The organism is Citrobacter sp. RHBSTW-00029, from assembly GCF_014104295.1.
Classification (GTDB): domain Bacteria; phylum Pseudomonadota; class Gammaproteobacteria; order Enterobacterales; family Enterobacteriaceae; genus Citrobacter; species Citrobacter youngae.
The window spans coordinates 1,516,117-1,531,882 of record NZ_JABXRT010000001.1 but is presented as its reverse complement, the minus strand read 5'-3'; the positions used below and the strand labels follow the sequence as shown (position 1 = coordinate 1,531,882).

Here is a 15,766-nt window from a genome sequence, read left to right as displayed (position 1 = left end):
GATGCAAACCGTTTTAGCGAAAATTGTCGCTGACAAGGCGATTTGGGTAGAAGCCCGCAAACAGCAACAACCGCTGACCAGCTTTCAAAATGATGTTCAACCCAGCACGCGTGATTTCTACGATGCGCTGCAAGGGACACGTACCGCTTTTATTCTGGAGTGCAAAAAAGCCTCTCCGTCAAAAGGCGTAATTCGTGATGACTTCGACCCGGCACAGATTGCGGGAGTATACAAACATTATGCGTCAGCAATTTCCGTGCTAACGGACGAGAAATATTTTCAGGGTAGCTTTGATTTTCTGCCCATCGTCAGTCGCATCGCACCACAGCCGATCCTGTGTAAAGACTTTATTATCGATCCTTACCAGATTTATCTGGCACGTTTCTACCAGGCGGACGCCTGCCTGCTGATGTTGTCGGTTTTAGATGATGAACAGTATCGTCAGCTCGCCGCCGTCGCCCACAGCCTGAAAATGGGCGTGCTGACCGAAGTTAGCAATGAAGAAGAGCTGGAGCGCGCCATTGCGCTGGGGGCGAAAGTCGTCGGTATTAACAACCGTGATTTGCGTGACCTGTCGATTGACCTCAACCGTACTCGCCAGCTTGCACCACGTTTGGGTCATGGCGTCACCGTCATCAGCGAATCCGGGATCAACACTTATGGTCAGGTTCGCGAACTCAGCCATTTCGCCAACGGATTTCTGATAGGCTCTGCGCTGATGTCCCATGATGACCTGCATACCGCCGTACGTCGTGTTTTGCTTGGCGAAAATAAAGTCTGCGGACTGACTCGTGCACAGGATGCAAAAGCAGCGTACGAATCTGGGGCCATTTATGGCGGCGTAATTTTTGTCCCGACCTCACCACGCGCTGTCAGCGTTGAGCAGGCGCGAGACGTTATGACGGGTGCGCCGCTACAGTATGTAGGCGTGTTCCGTAACACCGACATCGCAGACGTCCGCGAAAAAGTCACCGCACTGTCGCTGGCCGCCGTACAACTACATGGAAGCGAAGATCAGGCCTATATCGATGCTCTGCGCAATGTGCTACCCGCGCAGGTGCAAATCTGGAAGGCGCTAAGCGTCAGCGAGACATTGCCAGCCCGTGATTACCAGCATGTCGATAAATACGTTTTCGACAACGGTCAGGGCGGTAGCGGGCAACGCTTCGACTGGTCACTCTTAGGCGGACAATCGCTGGATAACGTTTTACTCGCTGGCGGACTCGGTGCAGATAACTGCGTCGACGCGGCTAAAACCGGCTGTGCCGGGCTCGATTTCAATTCTGGCGTAGAGTCACAGCCGGGCATCAAAGATGCGCGTCTTCTGGCTTCAGTCTTTCAGACGCTGCGCGCATATTAAGGAAAAGGACATGACAACATTACTCAATCCGTATTTTGGTGAATTTGGCGGTATGTATGTGCCACAGATTCTGATGCCTGCGCTGCGCCAACTGGAAGAAGCGTTCGTCAGTGCACAAAAAGACCCTGAGTTTCAGGCACAGTTTACAGACCTGCTGAAAAACTATGCTGGTCGCCCAACTGCGCTGACCAAATGCCAGAACATTACTCAAGGCACCAACACCACGTTGTACCTTAAACGTGAAGATTTGCTGCACGGCGGCGCGCACAAAACCAACCAGGTGCTGGGCCAGGCGTTGCTGGCGAAGCGTATGGGTAAAACCGAGATCATCGCCGAAACCGGCGCGGGTCAGCATGGTGTGGCGTCTGCCCTTGCCAGCGCCTTGCTGGGTTTAAAGTGCCGTATTTATATGGGTGCGAAAGACGTTGAACGCCAGTCGCCTAACGTTTTCCGTATGCGTCTGATGGGCGCTGAAGTGATCCCGGTTCACAGCGGTTCCGCGACGCTGAAAGATGCCTGTAATGAAGCGCTGCGCGACTGGTCTGGCAGCTATGACACTGCGCACTATATGCTCGGTACGGCGGCAGGTCCGCACCCCTTCCCGACCATTGTACGTGAATTCCAGCGCATGATCGGTGAAGAAACCAAAGCGCAGATCCTCGAAAAAGAGGGTCGCCTGCCGGACGCCGTGATCGCCTGCGTGGGCGGCGGTTCTAACGCCATCGGTATGTTCGCCGACTTTATTAATGAAACCAGCGTCGGTCTGATTGGCGTAGAGCCAGGCGGTCACGGGATTGAGTCTGGGGAACACGGCGCGCCGTTGAAACATGGTCGTGTCGGGATTTACTTCGGCATGAAGTCCCCGATGATGCAAACCGAAGAAGGACAGATTGAAGAGTCTTACTCTATTTCCGCCGGGCTGGACTTCCCGTCAGTCGGGCCACAGCACGCTTATCTGAACAGTATCGGACGTGCTGACTATGTATCGATTACTGATGATGAAGCGCTGGAAGCCTTCAAAACGCTGTGTCTGCATGAGGGGATTATCCCGGCGCTGGAGTCTTCCCATGCCCTGGCGCACGCGTTGAAAATGATGCGTGAAAATCCGGAAAAAGAGCAGTTACTGGTGGTTAATCTCTCCGGTCGCGGCGACAAAGACATTTTCACCGTACACGATATTCTGAAAGCGCGAGGGGAAATCTGATGGAACGTTACGAAAACCTGTTTGCACAGCTGAAGGACCGCAAAGAAGGCGCTTTTGTCCCCTTCGTGACCCTGGGCGATCCCTCTGTTGAACAGTCACTGAAAATCATTGATACGCTGATCGAAGCGGGTGCCGATGCGCTTGAGCTGGGTATTCCGTTCTCCGACCCGCTGGCCGACGGCCCAACCATTCAGGAAGCGACATTACGTGCGTTCGCGGCAGGCGTCACGCCGTCACAATGTTTTGAAATGTTGGCGTTGATTCGGCAAAAACACCCAACCATTCCAATTGGTTTACTGATGTATGCCAACCTGGTGTTCAGCAAGGGTATTGACGAATTTTACGCACAGTGTGAGAAGGTCGGCGTAGATTCGGTATTAGTCGCCGATGTGCCGGTTGAAGAGTCTGCGCCATTCAGAACGGCCGCATTACGTCATAATGTAGCGCCAATTTTCATTTGCCCGCCTAACGCTGACGAAGAACTGCTGCGTCGGATTGCCGCTCATGGCCGCGGTTATACCTATTTATTGTCACGCGCAGGCGTTACGGGTGCCGAAAATCGTGCGGCGTTACCGTTGCATCATCTGGTCGAAAAGCTGAAAGAATTCAATGCCCCGCCTTCTTTACAGGGCTTTGGTATCTCTGCACCGGAACAGGTGACAGGCGCCATTGAAGCAGGTGCTGCGGGGGCTATTTCCGGATCGGCGATTGTCAAAATCATTGAGAAAAATGTTGCAGCACCAGAGCAAATGCTGGCTGAGCTGAAAGCGTTTGTCAGCGCGATGAAAGCCGCCACCCAACAGTAAGCTAATTAAACCGCCAGTGACTTCTGGCGGTTTTACTCCCTGGCCTGCTTCATTTTGTACATGGCAGTATCCGCATTCTGGATTGCCGCATCCAGCTCCCCCTTCACCTCTGCAATCCCCCACGACACTGACAAGGGTATAGTGTTGCCGTCCACCACAAATACATGGCTGGTCACCTGTCCGCTTATACGCTGCGCAATCGCGATAGCATCACTGGCCTGAGAGCGAAACAGCAGGATCATAAATTCATCTCCGCCAGTGCGGATCACAAGATCGTGGCTGGTACGGGTGTTAGACAACATTCTGTTGGCGATAATTTGCAGCGCACGGTCCCCAGCAGCATGCCCCCAGGTATCATTGACAGCCTTGAACTTATTGCAATCCAGTAGCACTACCGAGCAATGTGATAAATCCCTGCGCTTGATGATGTCGAGAATTCGGCGATTAAAGCAGCCGGTCAGCGTATCAATATAAACTTTCAGGTCGCTTTCATTCAGCCATGATTTTAGCGAGAAAGTAATCATGATGAAAAAGAACGGCGCCAGCAGAATAACAATGCCGGCTTGCGTATCGCGCGCCATAAAACGGCCTAATGACAGCGAATAGTGCAGCGCATATTTTTCTGAGAAATTGCGCACCAAATAGCTGGATTGTCCCGCACATTTGCCGGATAAACAAAGGCTCTCTTTGTTGGTTAAATTCACTAACTCCACGTTCAATCCGGGAAGAATTTGATTATCAAACGCCTCGGCCAACGCTTCCTGCAGCTCGGGTTTCGAATGATCATAGACCAGATAGGCAACGATTTGGTCTGATATCTCTTTACCCGACAGATCGTAGATATAGCTCACCACGCTGTAGGCTTTTTCACCGGTAATTTTATCGGTATAGAAGTTTGTTGAACTGAGAGCTTTATTTTTGACATTTTTTTGCAGCAACCGGGTATAGAAATCGACGGGCGGATAGAAAAACTGCGTAATATCCATCGCCATTTCGGAGTCAGAAAAACTGAAATTGCGCGAGTCGGAAGCCATAAACCAGTAAAAATAATCTGAATGGCTGGCGATAATGTAACGATGCGCATCGAAGCTGCCTGGATTTAGCTCATTAACCATTCCACGAATGAACTCCGCCGCAGTATACATACACAGCGCATTATGGCTGGGTTGCTGAGCAATAATCGTCCCTGTCGCGGAATGAACCCGCTTTGGGTCGGCGTTAATTCCCCATTCATCTTTATTTCGCGGAACAAACTGCGCCATAACACCACACTGTTCGCCGGTTTTGATGTGGTAGTAACGCTCGCCAATCGCATCGGCAATTAGCTCATTATCGTTAAAAATGTCCAACATGTGAGCTTGCAGGCGGCTCACGCCTTCACTGGCGGTCGCCATACGCTGTTCATAAATGATAAACAGAAACAGCGAGGTAAATACCAACGTAATGAGCCCGGATACCAGCAGAGCCTGCCTGTTTCGGAGCTTATCCTGCACAATCTTCACGAGTCCACCCCGATAGTTAACAGTATTACCAAACCGGTTACCCGTTTATGTTGTTGCATAACAGCGTTGTATATGGATAAAGATGTTAACCATCCAGAGACTAATGAGTTGAAATAAGAAGCGCACTCGTGCACGAAAGTTACAGACTTATACAATAAAAGCACATTTTTGTTAACACAAATGCAAACTAATCATCACCTTCAATCGGATACCCTGCCCGACGGATGGCCTCACGGCAGTCGCTCACGCCTGCGGCATAGCCCGCTTCAATCTCGCAAACCGGGCTGGCGCTGCAGTAAGGTAGTGTGATTTGTGTGGCGATGACCTTTTCCAGGGCTTCCACCCTGCTCATGTAATTCAATAATTCGCGCGCAGCATACACGGCAAACTCTGTTGTATCATCGTCTATGGATGCTTCCATAAGGGAAATTTTTTGTTGTAACAGCTGACGGGTCAATATCATCGTCAATACCCTCAAAGCCAGTTTGCTTAAAGAGTAGCATTACATCGAAGGGGAGAAAGTCGGGAAGGGAAAAAGAGAGGAGAAAAGGCTGGCCGCGAAACGACCAGCCTATCAGACTGGAATCATTGACTTAAAAACGATAACCCGCAGAGAACATAAACACCCACGGATCGAGGCGTACGCTGTCACGCTGCTGGACGCCACCCATTTTATAGCTCGCGGTGGTGTCGATATCCATGTACCAGACTGACATGTTAATCAGCCAGTCGCGGTTGATCAGATAGTCCATACCGACCTGTCCTGCTGCACCCCAGGAGTCTTTCAGGCTCAGATCGGATAAACCTGCTTCTTTCCCGTTGTTGTTAAAACCTTCATCGAAGAAAGTCGTGTAGTTCACACCCACGCCAACGTAAGGACGCAGTTTGCTGCTGGAGTCGCCAAAGTACCACTGCGCCATTAACGTCGGCGGTAAATGATGAACGGTGGCAATATCACCGGTTGCCCCGGTGCCTATCTTATGGCGAAACGGCGTGGCTGCCAGTAATTCAACGCCAATATTGTCGGTTGCCATATAGGTGAATGTCAGGCCCAACTGCGTATTGTTGCTGACATCAAAGCCACCCAGGCTTCCCAGCGTACCACCCGCGCCTTCCGTCGGTCTGACGGTAGCCGAGCCTGCTCGAATAAAGAACTCTCCGGCCTCATGCGCAAATGCGTTACCAGAGAGAATAGTTGTTAAAGCCAATGCTGCAACTGTTAATTTTTTCATGTCCGCTCCATCGTTATGGTTATAAAAGCGGAACGAATATACCCACAATGGAGTAATAAGTGATCTAACCTGGATCACATTGAGTTTGATAATTTAACATTTATTGATCCAGATTAAGTTAGAACTTGCATTCAAAATCCTGGTTAAATTAATTCAGATCAATTTTGATATATTTTCACTATGCAAGTACCTTTAGCGCCAACACAAAGCGTTGGTTATTTGAACGTGATGCACAGAGAACAAACAACGATGTTGCAAGATGCTGAAGTCCTGGCCAAAAATTACCGGAGCTTTACAAAGATATGCCTTTCCATACATCGTACGATGCTGCCACTGTAGAGTTATCCAGGGTACAATTGCGCGCAAATGAACACCTGCAAAACTCAAGGAGAGTGCATGTCTATCACGGCGAAATCCGTTTACCGTGACACGGGAAACTTTTTCCGTAATCAATTCATTACCATCTTGCTGGTATCGTTATTGTGCGCGTTTATCACAGTGGTGCTAGGGCATGCCTTTTCTCCCAGCGACGCGCAAATCGCGCAACTGAGCGAAGGGGATCAGCTAACCAGCAGTGTGGGCCTGTTCGATCTGGTACAGAATATGACGCCGGAGCAGCAGCAAATTTTGCTACGCGCTTCTGCAGCATCGACGTTTTCAGGGCTGATTGGTAATGCCATCCTTGCAGGAGGCATCATCCTGATGATTCAATTGATTTCGGCGGGTCATCGGGTTAGCGCATTACGCGCCATTGGCGCCAGCGCGCCGGTATTACCTAAATTGTTTATTCTGATTTTTCTGACTACCCTGCTGGTACAGGTCGGTATTATGCTGGTTGTCGTACCTGGTATTCTGTTGGCTATCTTGCTGGCCCTCGCGCCGGTGATGGTCGTGCAGGATAAAATGGGCGTCTTTGCCGCTATGCGCAACAGTATGCGTCTGGCGTGGTCTAATATGCGACTGGTAGCGCCGGCAGTAATCGGTTGGTTACTGGCAAAAACGCTGCTGTTGCTTTTTGCGCCAAGTTTTGCAGTACTAACGCCAAACGTAGGCGCGGTATTGGCGAATACGCTGAGCAATATGATCTCTGCTGTGCTGCTGATCTATTTGTTCCGCCTGTATATGCTGATTCGTCAATAAACCCTGAACGCATGCCGGGTGTGTTACCCAATGCTTTTTGATTACGGACTCGAAGAATGAAGCAGTTTCTTGATTTTTTACCGCTGGTTGTCTTTTTTGCTTTTTATAAGCTTTATGACATCTACGCGGCAACCTCGGCGCTTATTGTCGCAACAGCTGTGGTGTTGATTTACAGTTGGGTTCGCTATCGCAAAGTCGAGAAGATGGCGTTAATCACCTTTGTTCTGGTTGCTGTCTTCGGTGGCCTGACTATTTTCTTCCACAACGATGAATTCATTAAGTGGAAGGTTACGGTGATTTACGGACTGTTTGCCGGTGCACTGCTGGTTAGCCAGTGGGTGATGAAAAAACCGTTGATTCAGCGCATGTTAGGAAAAGAGCTGACGCTGCCGCAGCCGGTATGGTCGAAGCTAAATCTGGCCTGGGCCGTCTTCTTCATCCTGTGTGGACTGGCCAATATCTACATTGCGTTTTGGCTGCCGCAGAACATTTGGGTCAACTTCAAAGTGTTCGGATTAACCGCCCTGACCTTATTCTTCACGTTGCTGAGCGGAATCTATATCTACCGCCATCTGCCGCAGGAAGATAAATCGTAATAAGTGTTCGCCAGATCTGCGGATCTGGCGAATTTTTACCCACCCACGCTCTTCGTGGCAGACAAGCTGGCTTACATCCCCTCCGCGCGCTGCATCCCCTCTGTTCTCCGCTCGTAAATTCTAGTAGCATCCCGCCTGTAATCTTTCTCTACAGTCGGTTCTACAATGACAACAACGAATAACACCCCCCAGGGTGAACTGGTTTTACGCACTCTGGCCATGCCTGCCGATACCAATGCTAACGGTGATATTTTTGGCGGCTGGCTGATGTCACAGATGGATATTGGTGGCGCTATTCAGGCCAAAGAGATCGCACATGGCCGCGTGGTGACGGTGCGAGTGGAAGGAATGAGCTTTTTGCGCCCGGTTGCCGTGGGTGATGTGGTCTGTTGCTACGCACGCTGCGTAAAACGCGGGACGACATCAATCAGCATTAATATTGAAGTCTGGGTGAAGAAAGTCGCTTCGGAACCTATTGGCCAGCGTTACAAAGCCACTGAAGCCCTGTTTATCTACGTCGCTGTAGATAAAGACGGGAAACCTCGTCCGATACCAACACAGGTCTGATAACCGCGTTGACACCGTTATCAGACCTGCTTGCCGGAGAAAGCCTGACGCCGACTCCGGCACGCCAGTTACTCAATCTGCGCCGTACCGTTCAGACGGAATACGATATTCACCACCAGGCCAGATCCCGGTTTGCCCGCTTCGTAACGCCATCTGCGCATCGCATTTTTCACTTCACGCTCAAACATGTTGGCAGGCTGTGCGGAAAGCACTTCAACATTCTCCACACGGCCATCTGATGTCACATCAAACTTGACCTTCACCCGACCTTCAATGCGCAAAGCCTGCGCGCGCGCCGGATACTGTGGCTGATTACGACTTAAGGCGCGTGGCCCAGACGGTGCGCTAACCGCAGGTTTACTGGTTGCCGGCGCGGTGGTGGTCGTTGCCGAACGAGCAGGCGCCGTGTTCTCAAACGGCGATACTGGACGCGACTCAACCGGTTTCACGTCACGTTTGGGCTGCTCTTCAACCTTTTTCACCGGTTTTGGCTTCGGTTTTGGTTTAGGTTTCGGTTTCTCAATCACCACCGGCGCCTCTTTTGGCGGTTCCGGTATCGGTTCAGGTTCCGGTTCAGGCTCAACGACAGGCTGCGGCGGTGGTTGAACTGCCTGAGGTGGCTCAAGATCGGCAGGTGCGACCATCGTGATGGAGATCGGCTGCGCGGGTGCAGGCAGTTCAATAACCTGATGTACCGAGGTATACAGTAGACCCGCCACTACAGCGCCGTGAATGCCGACGGAAAGTAACGTCGGCCAGGGAAAGCGACGAGGTAAATCAAGGGTCATTGCAGTCATAATCGTTTCAGTTATAAAACCAGGCCTCGATTTTAAATGCAAATAGCAATCATATTCAATAAGCCCATGACAGTAAGCCGCATTTAAAACGCAATTTCATGTAAAAAAACCATTATCTTAATATGGCCTTAACAAAGCTATTATCTTTACGTTGCAGTTGCCAGGGCTTTCCAATAACGTAAACGCGACTTTTACCGATCAAGGAGCTCTACCCGTGCTGTATGTTATTTATGCTCAAGATATCGCAGATTCTCTCGAGAAACGTCTTTCCGTGCGCCCTGCTCACCTGGCCCGTCTGCAACTCCTCCATGATGAAGGTCGTCTACTGACGGCGGGCCCCATGCCAGCTGTCGACAGTAACGATCCGGGTGCGGCGGGATTTACCGGATCGACGGTGATTGCGGAATTTGAATCTTTAGAGGCAGCGCAGGCGTGGGCAGATGCCGACCCGTATGTAGCTGCAGGCGTTTATGCGCAAGTTTCGGTCAAACCGTACAAAAAAGTATTTTAAGAAACAGAACGGACAGGAATACATTGGGCACCGCAACGGTGCCCTTTTTGGATCAAATGCTGTAGATCGCAAACAGCAACGAATTTCGTTGATGATTGAGAATGCATTTTCTGATGGAGTGGATACGCATGTTACGGCGCGATTGCCCTTCAAGCCAACGTGCTTTACGGCGGCTAGCCTGACGCAGCATCCGCCAGCGTCCCACTTCCGTTCTACTACGCTTCATGTTAACTACTCTTCCAGTCACAGAGCGGGCATTATACCCCCAGACCGCATGCAGACCAGTGGTTTTCCCGTGTTTTTATTTGCCAGATGACTCCTGATGCGTAAACTCTTAACAATACGCTTTCAAAAGGATTTTTAATTTTATGACAACCTTCTACACCGTGGTGAGTTGGCTGGTCATTCTGGGTTACTGGGTACTCATTGCTGGCGTAACGTTACGCATTCTGATGAAGCGACGCGCAGTACCCTCCGCAATGGCCTGGCTTTTGATCATCTATATACTGCCATTGGTAGGGATCATTGCTTATCTGTCCTTTGGTGAACTCCACCTGGGCAAACGCCGCGCCGAGCGCGCCAGAGCGATGTGGCCATCAACAGCCAAATGGCTGAACGATCTCAAAGCCTGCAAACATATATTCGCACAAGAAAACAGCAGCGTTGCCTCCTCATTATTTAAGTTATGCGAGCGTCGCCAGGGCATTGCCGGCGTTAAGGGCAATCAGCTACAGCTTCTCACCAACTCTGATGACGTGATGCAGGCGCTGATCCGCGATATTCAACTGGCGCGCCACAACATCGAAATGGTGTTCTACATATGGCAGCCAGGCGGTATGGCCGATCAGGTCGCGGAATCATTAATGGCCGCCGCCAGACGGGGGATTCACTGTCGTTTGATGCTGGACTCCGCCGGCAGCGTGGCGTTCTTCCGCAGCCCTTGGGCGGCGATGATGCGTAACGCAGGTATCGAGGTTGTAGAAGCGCTGAAGGTGAACCTGATGCGTGTATTTTTACGCCGTATGGACCTGCGTCAGCACCGCAAAATGATCATGATCGACAACTACATTGCGTATACCGGCAGCATGAACATGGTCGATCCGCGCTTCTTCAAACAAGATGCAGGCGTTGGGCAATGGGTTGATTTAATGGCAAGAATGGAAGGCCCGGTGGCCACTGCCATGGGGATCGTCTACTCATGCGACTGGGAAATTGAAACCGGTAAACGTATTTTACCGCCGCCTCCCGATGTCAACATCATGCCGTTTGAGCAGGCCAGCGGGCACACCATTCACACTATTGCCTCCGGGCCTGGCTTCCCTGAAGACTTGATCCATCAGGCCTTATTGACCGCCGCATATTCTGCTCGTGAATATTTAATCATGACCACCCCCTACTTCGTCCCCAGTGACGATCTGCTGCACGCCATCTGTACGGCAGCGCAGCGTGGTGTAGATGTCAGCATCATTCTTCCACGCAAGAATGACTCGATGCTGGTTGGCTGGGCAAGTCGGGCTTTTTTCACCGAGTTGCTGGCGGCAGGCGTGAAAATCTACCAGTTCGAAGGTGGGTTGTTACATACCAAGAGCGTGCTGGTCGATGGCGAATTAAGTCTGGTCGGTACTGTTAACCTGGATATGCGCAGCCTGTGGCTGAATTTTGAGATAACACTAGTGATTGACGATGCCGGATTCGGCGGTGACCTCGCTGCGGTACAGGATGATTATATTTCGCGTTCCCGCCTGCTAGATGCACGTTTGTGGGTAAAACGACCACTCTGGCAGCGTATCGCTGAGCGACTGTTTTACTTCTTTAGCCCGTTGCTGTAAAACGTGCCCATCAGACAGTAAACAGGTAGTCATTATGGATATGGATTTGAACAACCGCCTGACCGAAGACGAAACGCTCGAGCAGGCTTATGACATTTTTCTCGAACTGGCGGCGGACAATCTCGATCCGGCCGACATCCTTCTGTTCAATTTGCAGTTTGAAGAGCGTGGCGGTGCAGAGTTATTCGACCCTGCACAAGACTGGCAGGAGCACGTTGATTTTGACCTGAATCCTGACTTCTTCGCCGAAGTGGTGATTGGTCTGGCAGACTCAGAAGACGGCGAGATTAACGATATTTTTGCGCGTGTTCTGTTATGTCGCGAAAAAGATCATAAACTCTGCCACATCCTCTGGCGTGAATAATGAAAACAAAAAGCTGCTCTCGCAGCTTTTTTTATTTCTAGTCAGGCAATTTACTTCCGCAACGATTACAAAATTGCGCGCTGTGCTCATGCTGGCTTTGTTGGCACTGTGGACATTTGCGCTGATTTTGCCGGTGCTGAAACGCACTACTCATATGTGTTGTTATCAATCCTGTCGGGATTGCGATAACCGAATAACCAATCAGGATCAGCACTGACGCAACCATGCGGCCAAGCGGTGTATGCGGGGTAATATCACCATAGCCAACAGTTGTAACCGTAACGATTGCCCAATATACCGACGCATTCAGCGTAGTAAAACCATATTTCGGGCCTTCAATCAGGTACATCAGGGCGCCAAAGACAATCATCAGAATGGCAATAAACGAATAAAACAGCATCAACTGATGACGGGCACTTTTAATTGCGCTCCAGAACACACGCAGCGACGGCATAAATCGCAGCAGTTTGAGTATTCGCAGTACACGCAGCACGCGCATCGCTCGCCAGGCGAAAACATAACTCAGACTAATTTCCGGCCATAGCCACATCACATACAGTGGCAGAATTGTCGCGAGATCGATAATTCCCCAGAAGCTAAACACATATTTTGCAGGATTGGCCCAGCAGCACAATCTGAGCAGATATTCGATGGTAAAGACCAGCGTAATAAAGACTTCCAGCCAGACAAAAATATGCCATTCATCATAGGTTAAATGGTATTGCGTCCCGACCCCAGACTCAATGAAGATAACAATCACGCTCAGCAATGCGAACAGTGCGCACATGCCTTCAAAACGGCGCCCCGAGCGCGTGTCTAAATCAAATAATGTACGATAGAGAGTACGGCGAACAGAAGAGACTAAGCCTGACACATTTACCTCACCAAAAAGAAGGGCTGACAATGTGTCAGCCCTCTCGATTATAGCGGGTCTACTTTTAAGCAGGAAACCGCGTGTCGGAAACTCCCTTCAAGTACAGGACGCGTTTTCGCGCATTCTGGGCCGGCGATCGGACAACGTGTGCGGAACACACACCCCGAAGGCGGATTAATCGGGGAGGGTAACTCACCTTCCAGCAGTTGGATAACCTTGTTCCTCTCCATATCAGGATCGGGAATTGGCACCGCTGACATTAGTGCTTTGGTATAGGGATGCAGCGGATTATGGTACACCTCGTCATAGGTCCCCAACTCCACCGCATGTCCGAGATACATCACCAGCACACGATCGGAAATATGCTTAACCACTGCCAGGTCATGGGCAATGAAGATTAATGATAAGCCCATCTCACGCTGTAATTGCTGCAACAGGTTAACAACCTGCGCCTGAATCGACACATCCAGCGCGGATACAGGCTCATCACAAATTATCAGCTTCGGCTCAAGGATCAACGCGCGAGCAATACCAATACGCTGGCACTGCCCACCGGAAAACTCGTGCGGGTAGCGGTTAATCAGGTTAGGCAGTAACCCCACTTTCATCATCATCGCCTTTACGCGGTCACGGACTTCCTGCCCAGGCAGATTCGGGTGATAAGTCCGCAGCGGTTCGGCGATAATTTCACCGATGGTCATACGTGGGTTTAACGATGCCAGCGGATCCTGGAAAATCATCTGGATGTCACTGCGCACTGCCCGCCACTCATCGGGTTTCATGCCAAGCAAATCTTTGCCGAGCCAGGCGACTTTACCATCAGTCGCTTTTACCAGACCGATAATCGCACGCGCAAACGTCGATTTCCCGCAACCCGATTCCCCCACTACGCCTAATGTTTCTCCCTCATACAGACGTAGGGTCACGCCATCAACGGCTTTCAGCGTTTTCGACGGTTGCCAGAACCACTGTTTACCATCTTTGATGTCGAAATGGACTTTCAGATCGGCAATTTCGAGGAGTACTTTTCGTTGTTCGGTTACCGCATTCATACCAGTTCCTCCACCGGTTTAAAGCAGGCGCGCAGACGGCCCGGACTAAACTCTTCCAGTGGCGGAGCACTGTTACAGATTTCCATGGCATGCGGGCAACGGGGCTGGAACGGGCAGCCTTTCGGTAAACGCAACAGATTCGGCGGATTACCCGGGATAGTCAGCATTTCTTCCCCTTCGGCATCCAGACGCGGGACGGCATTAAGCAGGCCAATCGAATACGGATGAACCGGCTTATAAAAGACATCGCGCGCACTGCCATACTCCATCGTGCGTCCGGCATACATCACTAACACCTTGTCGCAAATACCAGCAACAACACCGAGGTCGTGAGTAATCATAATAATTGCGGTATTGAATTCACTTTTCAGTTCATTCAGCAGCGTCATGATTTGCGCCTGAACCGTGACATCCAGCGCAGTAGTGGGTTCATCGGCAATCAGTAACTTTGGCCTGCACAGAAGCGCCATGGCGATCATCACACGTTGCCGCATCCCGCCGGAGAATTCATGCGGATACATTTTCATTCGCTTACGCGCTTCCGGCATTTTCACCGCATCCAGCATCCTGACTGATTCTTCAAAGGCTTCCGCTTTGCTCATACCTTTATGTAGCATCAGAACTTCCATTAACTGTTCGCCAACCCGCATATACGGATTCAGAGAGGTCATGGGATCCTGGAAGATCATCGAGATTTGCTCGGCGCGTAGCTTGTTCAGCTCACGCTCCGGTAAGTTCAGGATCTCACGACCGTTGAATGTAGCGGAGCCGCCAATCCGGCCATTTGCGGCCAGCAGGCCCATCAAGGCAAATGCAGTCTGCGACTTACCTGAACCAGACTCACCAACAATACCCAGCGTTTCCCCGGCGCGTAGTGAAAAGTTTAAATCGTTTACTGCAGTAACATCACCATCTGGGGTGGCAAACGTCACACGCAGATCGGTAACGTTTAGCAGTGCGTTAGCCTGTTGTTGCGCGAGCGGCGCGGTTGAGGTCTCAATTACGCTCATGGCGGCACTCCTTAACGGTCTTTCGGGTCGAGGGCATCACGCAGGCCATCGCCAATAAAGTTAAAACAAAATAGCGTCACCACCAGGAACCCTGCCGGAAACAGCAGTAACCATGGTGATACTTCCATCGAGTTGGCACCATCGCTGAGCAGTGCGCCCCAGCTACTTAGCGGCTCTTGTGTGCCAAGTCCCAGGAAGCTCAGGAACGATTCAAACAGGATCATGCTGGGAACCAGCAATGAGGCGTAGACCACCACCACACCGAGTACGTTTGGCACAATGTGGCGCACAACAATACGCACGGTAGACACCCCACCGACCTGGGCTGCTTCAATAAACTCTTTGCGCTTCAGGCTCAGCGTCTGGCCACGAACGATACGCGCCATATCAAGCCAGGACACCATCCCAATCGCCACAAAGATTAACAGGATGTTTTGCCCAAAGAAGGTAACCAACAGAATAACGAAGAACATGAACGGGAAGGAGTTAAGGATTTCCAGCAGACGCATCATCACAGAGTCGATTTTGCCGCCCAGGTAACCCGACAGTGAACCGTACAGCGTGCCCACAATCACCGCCACCAGCGCCGCAGCAATCCCCACCATCAACGAGATCCGTCCACCAATAGCCACCCTCACCAGCAGATCACGGCCAGATGAGTCAGTGCCAAAATAGTGCCCAGACTCCGTATCAGGCGCGCTGGACATCATGCCCCAGTCAGTATCGAAGTAGGTAAACTGCGATAACATGGGTGCCAACGTCACAAACAGCGCAATAATCACCAGCACCACGAGGCTGGCTACTGCCGCTCGGTTATGCATAAAGCGTCGACGAGCGTCCTGCCACAGGCTGCGGCCTTCGACCTCCAGCTTCTCACTGAAATTCTCCAGCGCTTCGCTGTTTTTCTTACTTAACATCATAG

General features: G+C 51.0%; 18 protein-coding genes and 1 pseudogene. 10 read left to right on the top strand and 9 right to left on the bottom strand.

The annotated features are described in order from the left end of the window. The first annotated feature begins 1 nt into the window (after window position 1). From trpCF to trpA, 3 genes are read left to right on the top strand one after another with little or no spacing between them, the layout of a single operon-like run. Complete coding sequence (trpCF, locus tag HV041_RS07515) at window positions 2-1,360, top strand: bifunctional indole-3-glycerol-phosphate synthase TrpC/phosphoribosylanthranilate isomerase TrpF (RefSeq protein WP_121585489.1); 1,359 nt, start codon at window positions 2-4, stop codon at window positions 1,358-1,360. 10 nt (window positions 1,361-1,370) lie between these two features. Beyond that, window positions 1,371-2,564, top strand: a complete 1,194-nt coding sequence (gene trpB / locus HV041_RS07510; RefSeq protein ID WP_003020645.1) for a tryptophan synthase subunit beta — start codon at window positions 1,371-1,373, stop codon at window positions 2,562-2,564. Continuing rightward, on the top strand, window positions 2,564-3,370 hold the full coding sequence (trpA, locus tag HV041_RS07505) for a tryptophan synthase subunit alpha (protein ID WP_115643334.1): 807 nt from the start codon (window positions 2,564-2,566) through the stop codon (window positions 3,368-3,370). Before trpB ends, trpA begins: the two co-directional genes overlap by 1 nt. Before the next feature lie 32 nt (window positions 3,371-3,402). On the opposite strand, the gene HV041_RS07500 is transcribed toward trpA, so the two are convergent. The 3 genes from HV041_RS07500 to ompW form a co-directional block, all read right to left on the bottom strand. Beyond that, window positions 3,403-4,872 carry a GGDEF domain-containing protein gene (locus HV041_RS07500; RefSeq protein ID WP_061068011.1) on the bottom strand — a complete coding sequence of 490 codons (1,470 nt, stop codon included), beginning with the start codon at window positions 4,870-4,872 and terminating at the stop codon, window positions 3,403-3,405. 187 nt (window positions 4,873-5,059) lie between these two features. Continuing rightward, window positions 5,060-5,335, bottom strand: a complete 276-nt coding sequence (locus tag HV041_RS07495; RefSeq protein WP_048211488.1) for a hypothetical protein — start codon at window positions 5,333-5,335, stop codon at window positions 5,060-5,062. A 130-nt stretch (window positions 5,336-5,465) separates the two neighbouring features. Beyond that, window positions 5,466-6,104 carry an outer membrane protein OmpW gene (gene ompW, locus HV041_RS07490; RefSeq protein ID WP_048211487.1) on the bottom strand — a complete coding sequence of 213 codons (639 nt, stop codon included), beginning with the start codon at window positions 6,102-6,104 and terminating at the stop codon, window positions 5,466-5,468. Window positions 6,105-6,385: 281 nt separating this feature from the next. Between ompW and HV041_RS25020 the strand changes: the two are divergent. The 4 genes and pseudogenes from HV041_RS25020 to yciA all read left to right on the top strand — a co-directional run. Beyond that, window positions 6,386-6,472, top strand: a pseudogene (locus HV041_RS25020) (YkgJ family cysteine cluster protein); the annotation flags it as partial. A gap of 28 nt (window positions 6,473-6,500) precedes the next feature. Continuing rightward, window positions 6,501-7,244 carry a YciC family protein gene (locus HV041_RS07485; protein WP_040233207.1) on the top strand — a complete coding sequence of 248 codons (744 nt, stop codon included), beginning with the start codon at window positions 6,501-6,503 and terminating at the stop codon, window positions 7,242-7,244. Window positions 7,245-7,300: 56 nt separating this feature from the next. Beyond that, window positions 7,301-7,840 carry a septation protein A gene (locus tag HV041_RS07480; protein WP_005126421.1) on the top strand — a complete coding sequence of 180 codons (540 nt, stop codon included), beginning with the start codon at window positions 7,301-7,303 and terminating at the stop codon, window positions 7,838-7,840. Between the two features lie 165 nt (window positions 7,841-8,005). Next, the gene (gene yciA / locus HV041_RS07475; RefSeq protein WP_048211486.1) at window positions 8,006-8,407 is read left to right on the top strand and encodes an acyl-CoA thioester hydrolase YciA; all 402 of its coding nucleotides are present in this window, start codon (window positions 8,006-8,008) and stop codon (window positions 8,405-8,407) included. A 68-nt stretch (window positions 8,408-8,475) separates the two neighbouring features. Here the strand turns inward: yciA and tonB are convergent, their stop codons facing one another. Then, window positions 8,476-9,204, bottom strand: a complete 729-nt coding sequence (tonB, locus tag HV041_RS07470; protein ID WP_199981850.1) for a TonB system transport protein TonB — start codon at window positions 9,202-9,204, stop codon at window positions 8,476-8,478. A 214-nt stretch (window positions 9,205-9,418) separates the two neighbouring features. Here tonB and HV041_RS07465 point away from each other — a divergent pair, with 214 nt between their 5' ends. After that, entirely contained in the window at window positions 9,419-9,715 is a 297-nt protein-coding gene (locus tag HV041_RS07465; RefSeq protein WP_048211485.1) for a YciI family protein, read from the top strand. A 52-nt stretch (window positions 9,716-9,767) separates the two neighbouring features. On the opposite strand, the gene HV041_RS07460 is transcribed toward HV041_RS07465, so the two are convergent. After that, window positions 9,768-9,941 carry a YciY family protein gene (locus HV041_RS07460; RefSeq protein WP_005126414.1) on the bottom strand — a complete coding sequence of 58 codons (174 nt, stop codon included), beginning with the start codon at window positions 9,939-9,941 and terminating at the stop codon, window positions 9,768-9,770. 142 nt (window positions 9,942-10,083) lie between these two features. On the opposite strand from HV041_RS07460, the gene cls reads away from it, so the two are divergent. Next, window positions 10,084-11,544 (top strand): cardiolipin synthase, encoded by a 1,461-nt coding sequence (cls, locus tag HV041_RS07455; protein ID WP_040233209.1) that lies wholly within the window; start codon window positions 10,084-10,086, stop codon window positions 11,542-11,544. A 34-nt stretch (window positions 11,545-11,578) separates the two neighbouring features. Beyond that, entirely contained in the window at window positions 11,579-11,908 is a 330-nt protein-coding gene (locus HV041_RS07450) for an HI1450 family dsDNA-mimic protein (protein ID WP_040233211.1), read from the top strand. A 37-nt stretch (window positions 11,909-11,945) separates the two neighbouring features. On the opposite strand, the gene HV041_RS07445 is transcribed toward HV041_RS07450, so the two are convergent. Genes HV041_RS07445 through oppC form a run of 4 tightly spaced genes read right to left on the bottom strand, consistent with a single transcriptional unit; the run spans window position 11,946 to window position 15,764 of the window. Next, window positions 11,946-12,782 (bottom strand): ion transporter, encoded by an 837-nt coding sequence (locus tag HV041_RS07445; RefSeq protein ID WP_048211483.1) that lies wholly within the window; start codon window positions 12,780-12,782, stop codon window positions 11,946-11,948. A gap of 47 nt (window positions 12,783-12,829) precedes the next feature. Continuing rightward, complete coding sequence (gene oppF, locus HV041_RS07440) at window positions 12,830-13,834, bottom strand: murein tripeptide/oligopeptide ABC transporter ATP-binding protein OppF (protein ID WP_048211482.1); 1,005 nt, start codon at window positions 13,832-13,834, stop codon at window positions 12,830-12,832. Continuing rightward, window positions 13,831-14,844: a murein tripeptide/oligopeptide ABC transporter ATP-binding protein OppD gene (gene oppD, locus HV041_RS07435; protein WP_005126407.1), complete on the bottom strand. Its 1,014-nt coding sequence runs from the start codon at window positions 14,842-14,844 to the stop codon at window positions 13,831-13,833. The genes oppF and oppD overlap by 4 nt, the downstream gene beginning before the upstream one ends. Before the next feature lie 11 nt (window positions 14,845-14,855). After that, window positions 14,856-15,764, bottom strand: coding sequence for an oligopeptide ABC transporter permease OppC (gene oppC, locus HV041_RS07430; protein WP_048211481.1), 909 nt, complete (start codon window positions 15,762-15,764; stop codon window positions 14,856-14,858). Window positions 15,765-15,766 lie beyond the last annotated feature (2 nt).

Excerpts from the sequence above, each read along its gene's own strand:
- HV041_RS07450 (WP_040233211.1), top strand. The coding sequence starts at position 11,579 with ATGGATATGGATTTGAACAACCGCCTGACCGAAGACGAAACGCTCGAG.
- trpCF (WP_121585489.1), top strand. The coding sequence starts at position 2 with ATGCAAACCGTTTTAGCGAAAATTGTCGCTGACAAGGCGATTTGGGTA.
- HV041_RS07495 (WP_048211488.1), bottom strand. The coding sequence starts at position 5,335 with ATGATATTGACCCGTCAGCTGTTACAACAAAAAATTTCCCTTATGGAA.
- HV041_RS07460 (WP_005126414.1), bottom strand. The coding sequence starts at position 9,941 with ATGAAGCGTAGTAGAACGGAAGTGGGACGCTGGCGGATGCTGCGTCAG.
- oppC (WP_048211481.1), bottom strand. The coding sequence starts at position 15,764 with ATGATGTTAAGTAAGAAAAACAGCGAAGCGCTGGAGAATTTCAGTGAG.
- oppF (WP_048211482.1), bottom strand. The coding sequence starts at position 13,834 with ATGAATGCGGTAACCGAACAACGAAAAGTACTCCTCGAAATTGCCGAT.
- oppD (WP_005126407.1), bottom strand. The coding sequence starts at position 14,844 with ATGAGCGTAATTGAGACCTCAACCGCGCCGCTCGCGCAACAACAGGCT.
- trpA (WP_115643334.1), top strand. The coding sequence starts at position 2,564 with ATGGAACGTTACGAAAACCTGTTTGCACAGCTGAAGGACCGCAAAGAA.
- HV041_RS07480 (WP_005126421.1), top strand. The coding sequence starts at position 7,301 with ATGAAGCAGTTTCTTGATTTTTTACCGCTGGTTGTCTTTTTTGCTTTT.
- yciA (WP_048211486.1), top strand. The coding sequence starts at position 8,006 with ATGACAACAACGAATAACACCCCCCAGGGTGAACTGGTTTTACGCACT.
- tonB (WP_199981850.1), bottom strand. The coding sequence starts at position 9,204 with ATGACTGCAATGACCCTTGATTTACCTCGTCGCTTTCCCTGGCCGACG.
- ompW (WP_048211487.1), bottom strand. The coding sequence starts at position 6,104 with ATGAAAAAATTAACAGTTGCAGCATTGGCTTTAACAACTATTCTCTCT.
- cls (WP_040233209.1), top strand. The coding sequence starts at position 10,084 with ATGACAACCTTCTACACCGTGGTGAGTTGGCTGGTCATTCTGGGTTAC.
- HV041_RS07485 (WP_040233207.1), top strand. The coding sequence starts at position 6,501 with ATGTCTATCACGGCGAAATCCGTTTACCGTGACACGGGAAACTTTTTC.
- trpB (WP_003020645.1), top strand. The coding sequence starts at position 1,371 with ATGACAACATTACTCAATCCGTATTTTGGTGAATTTGGCGGTATGTAT.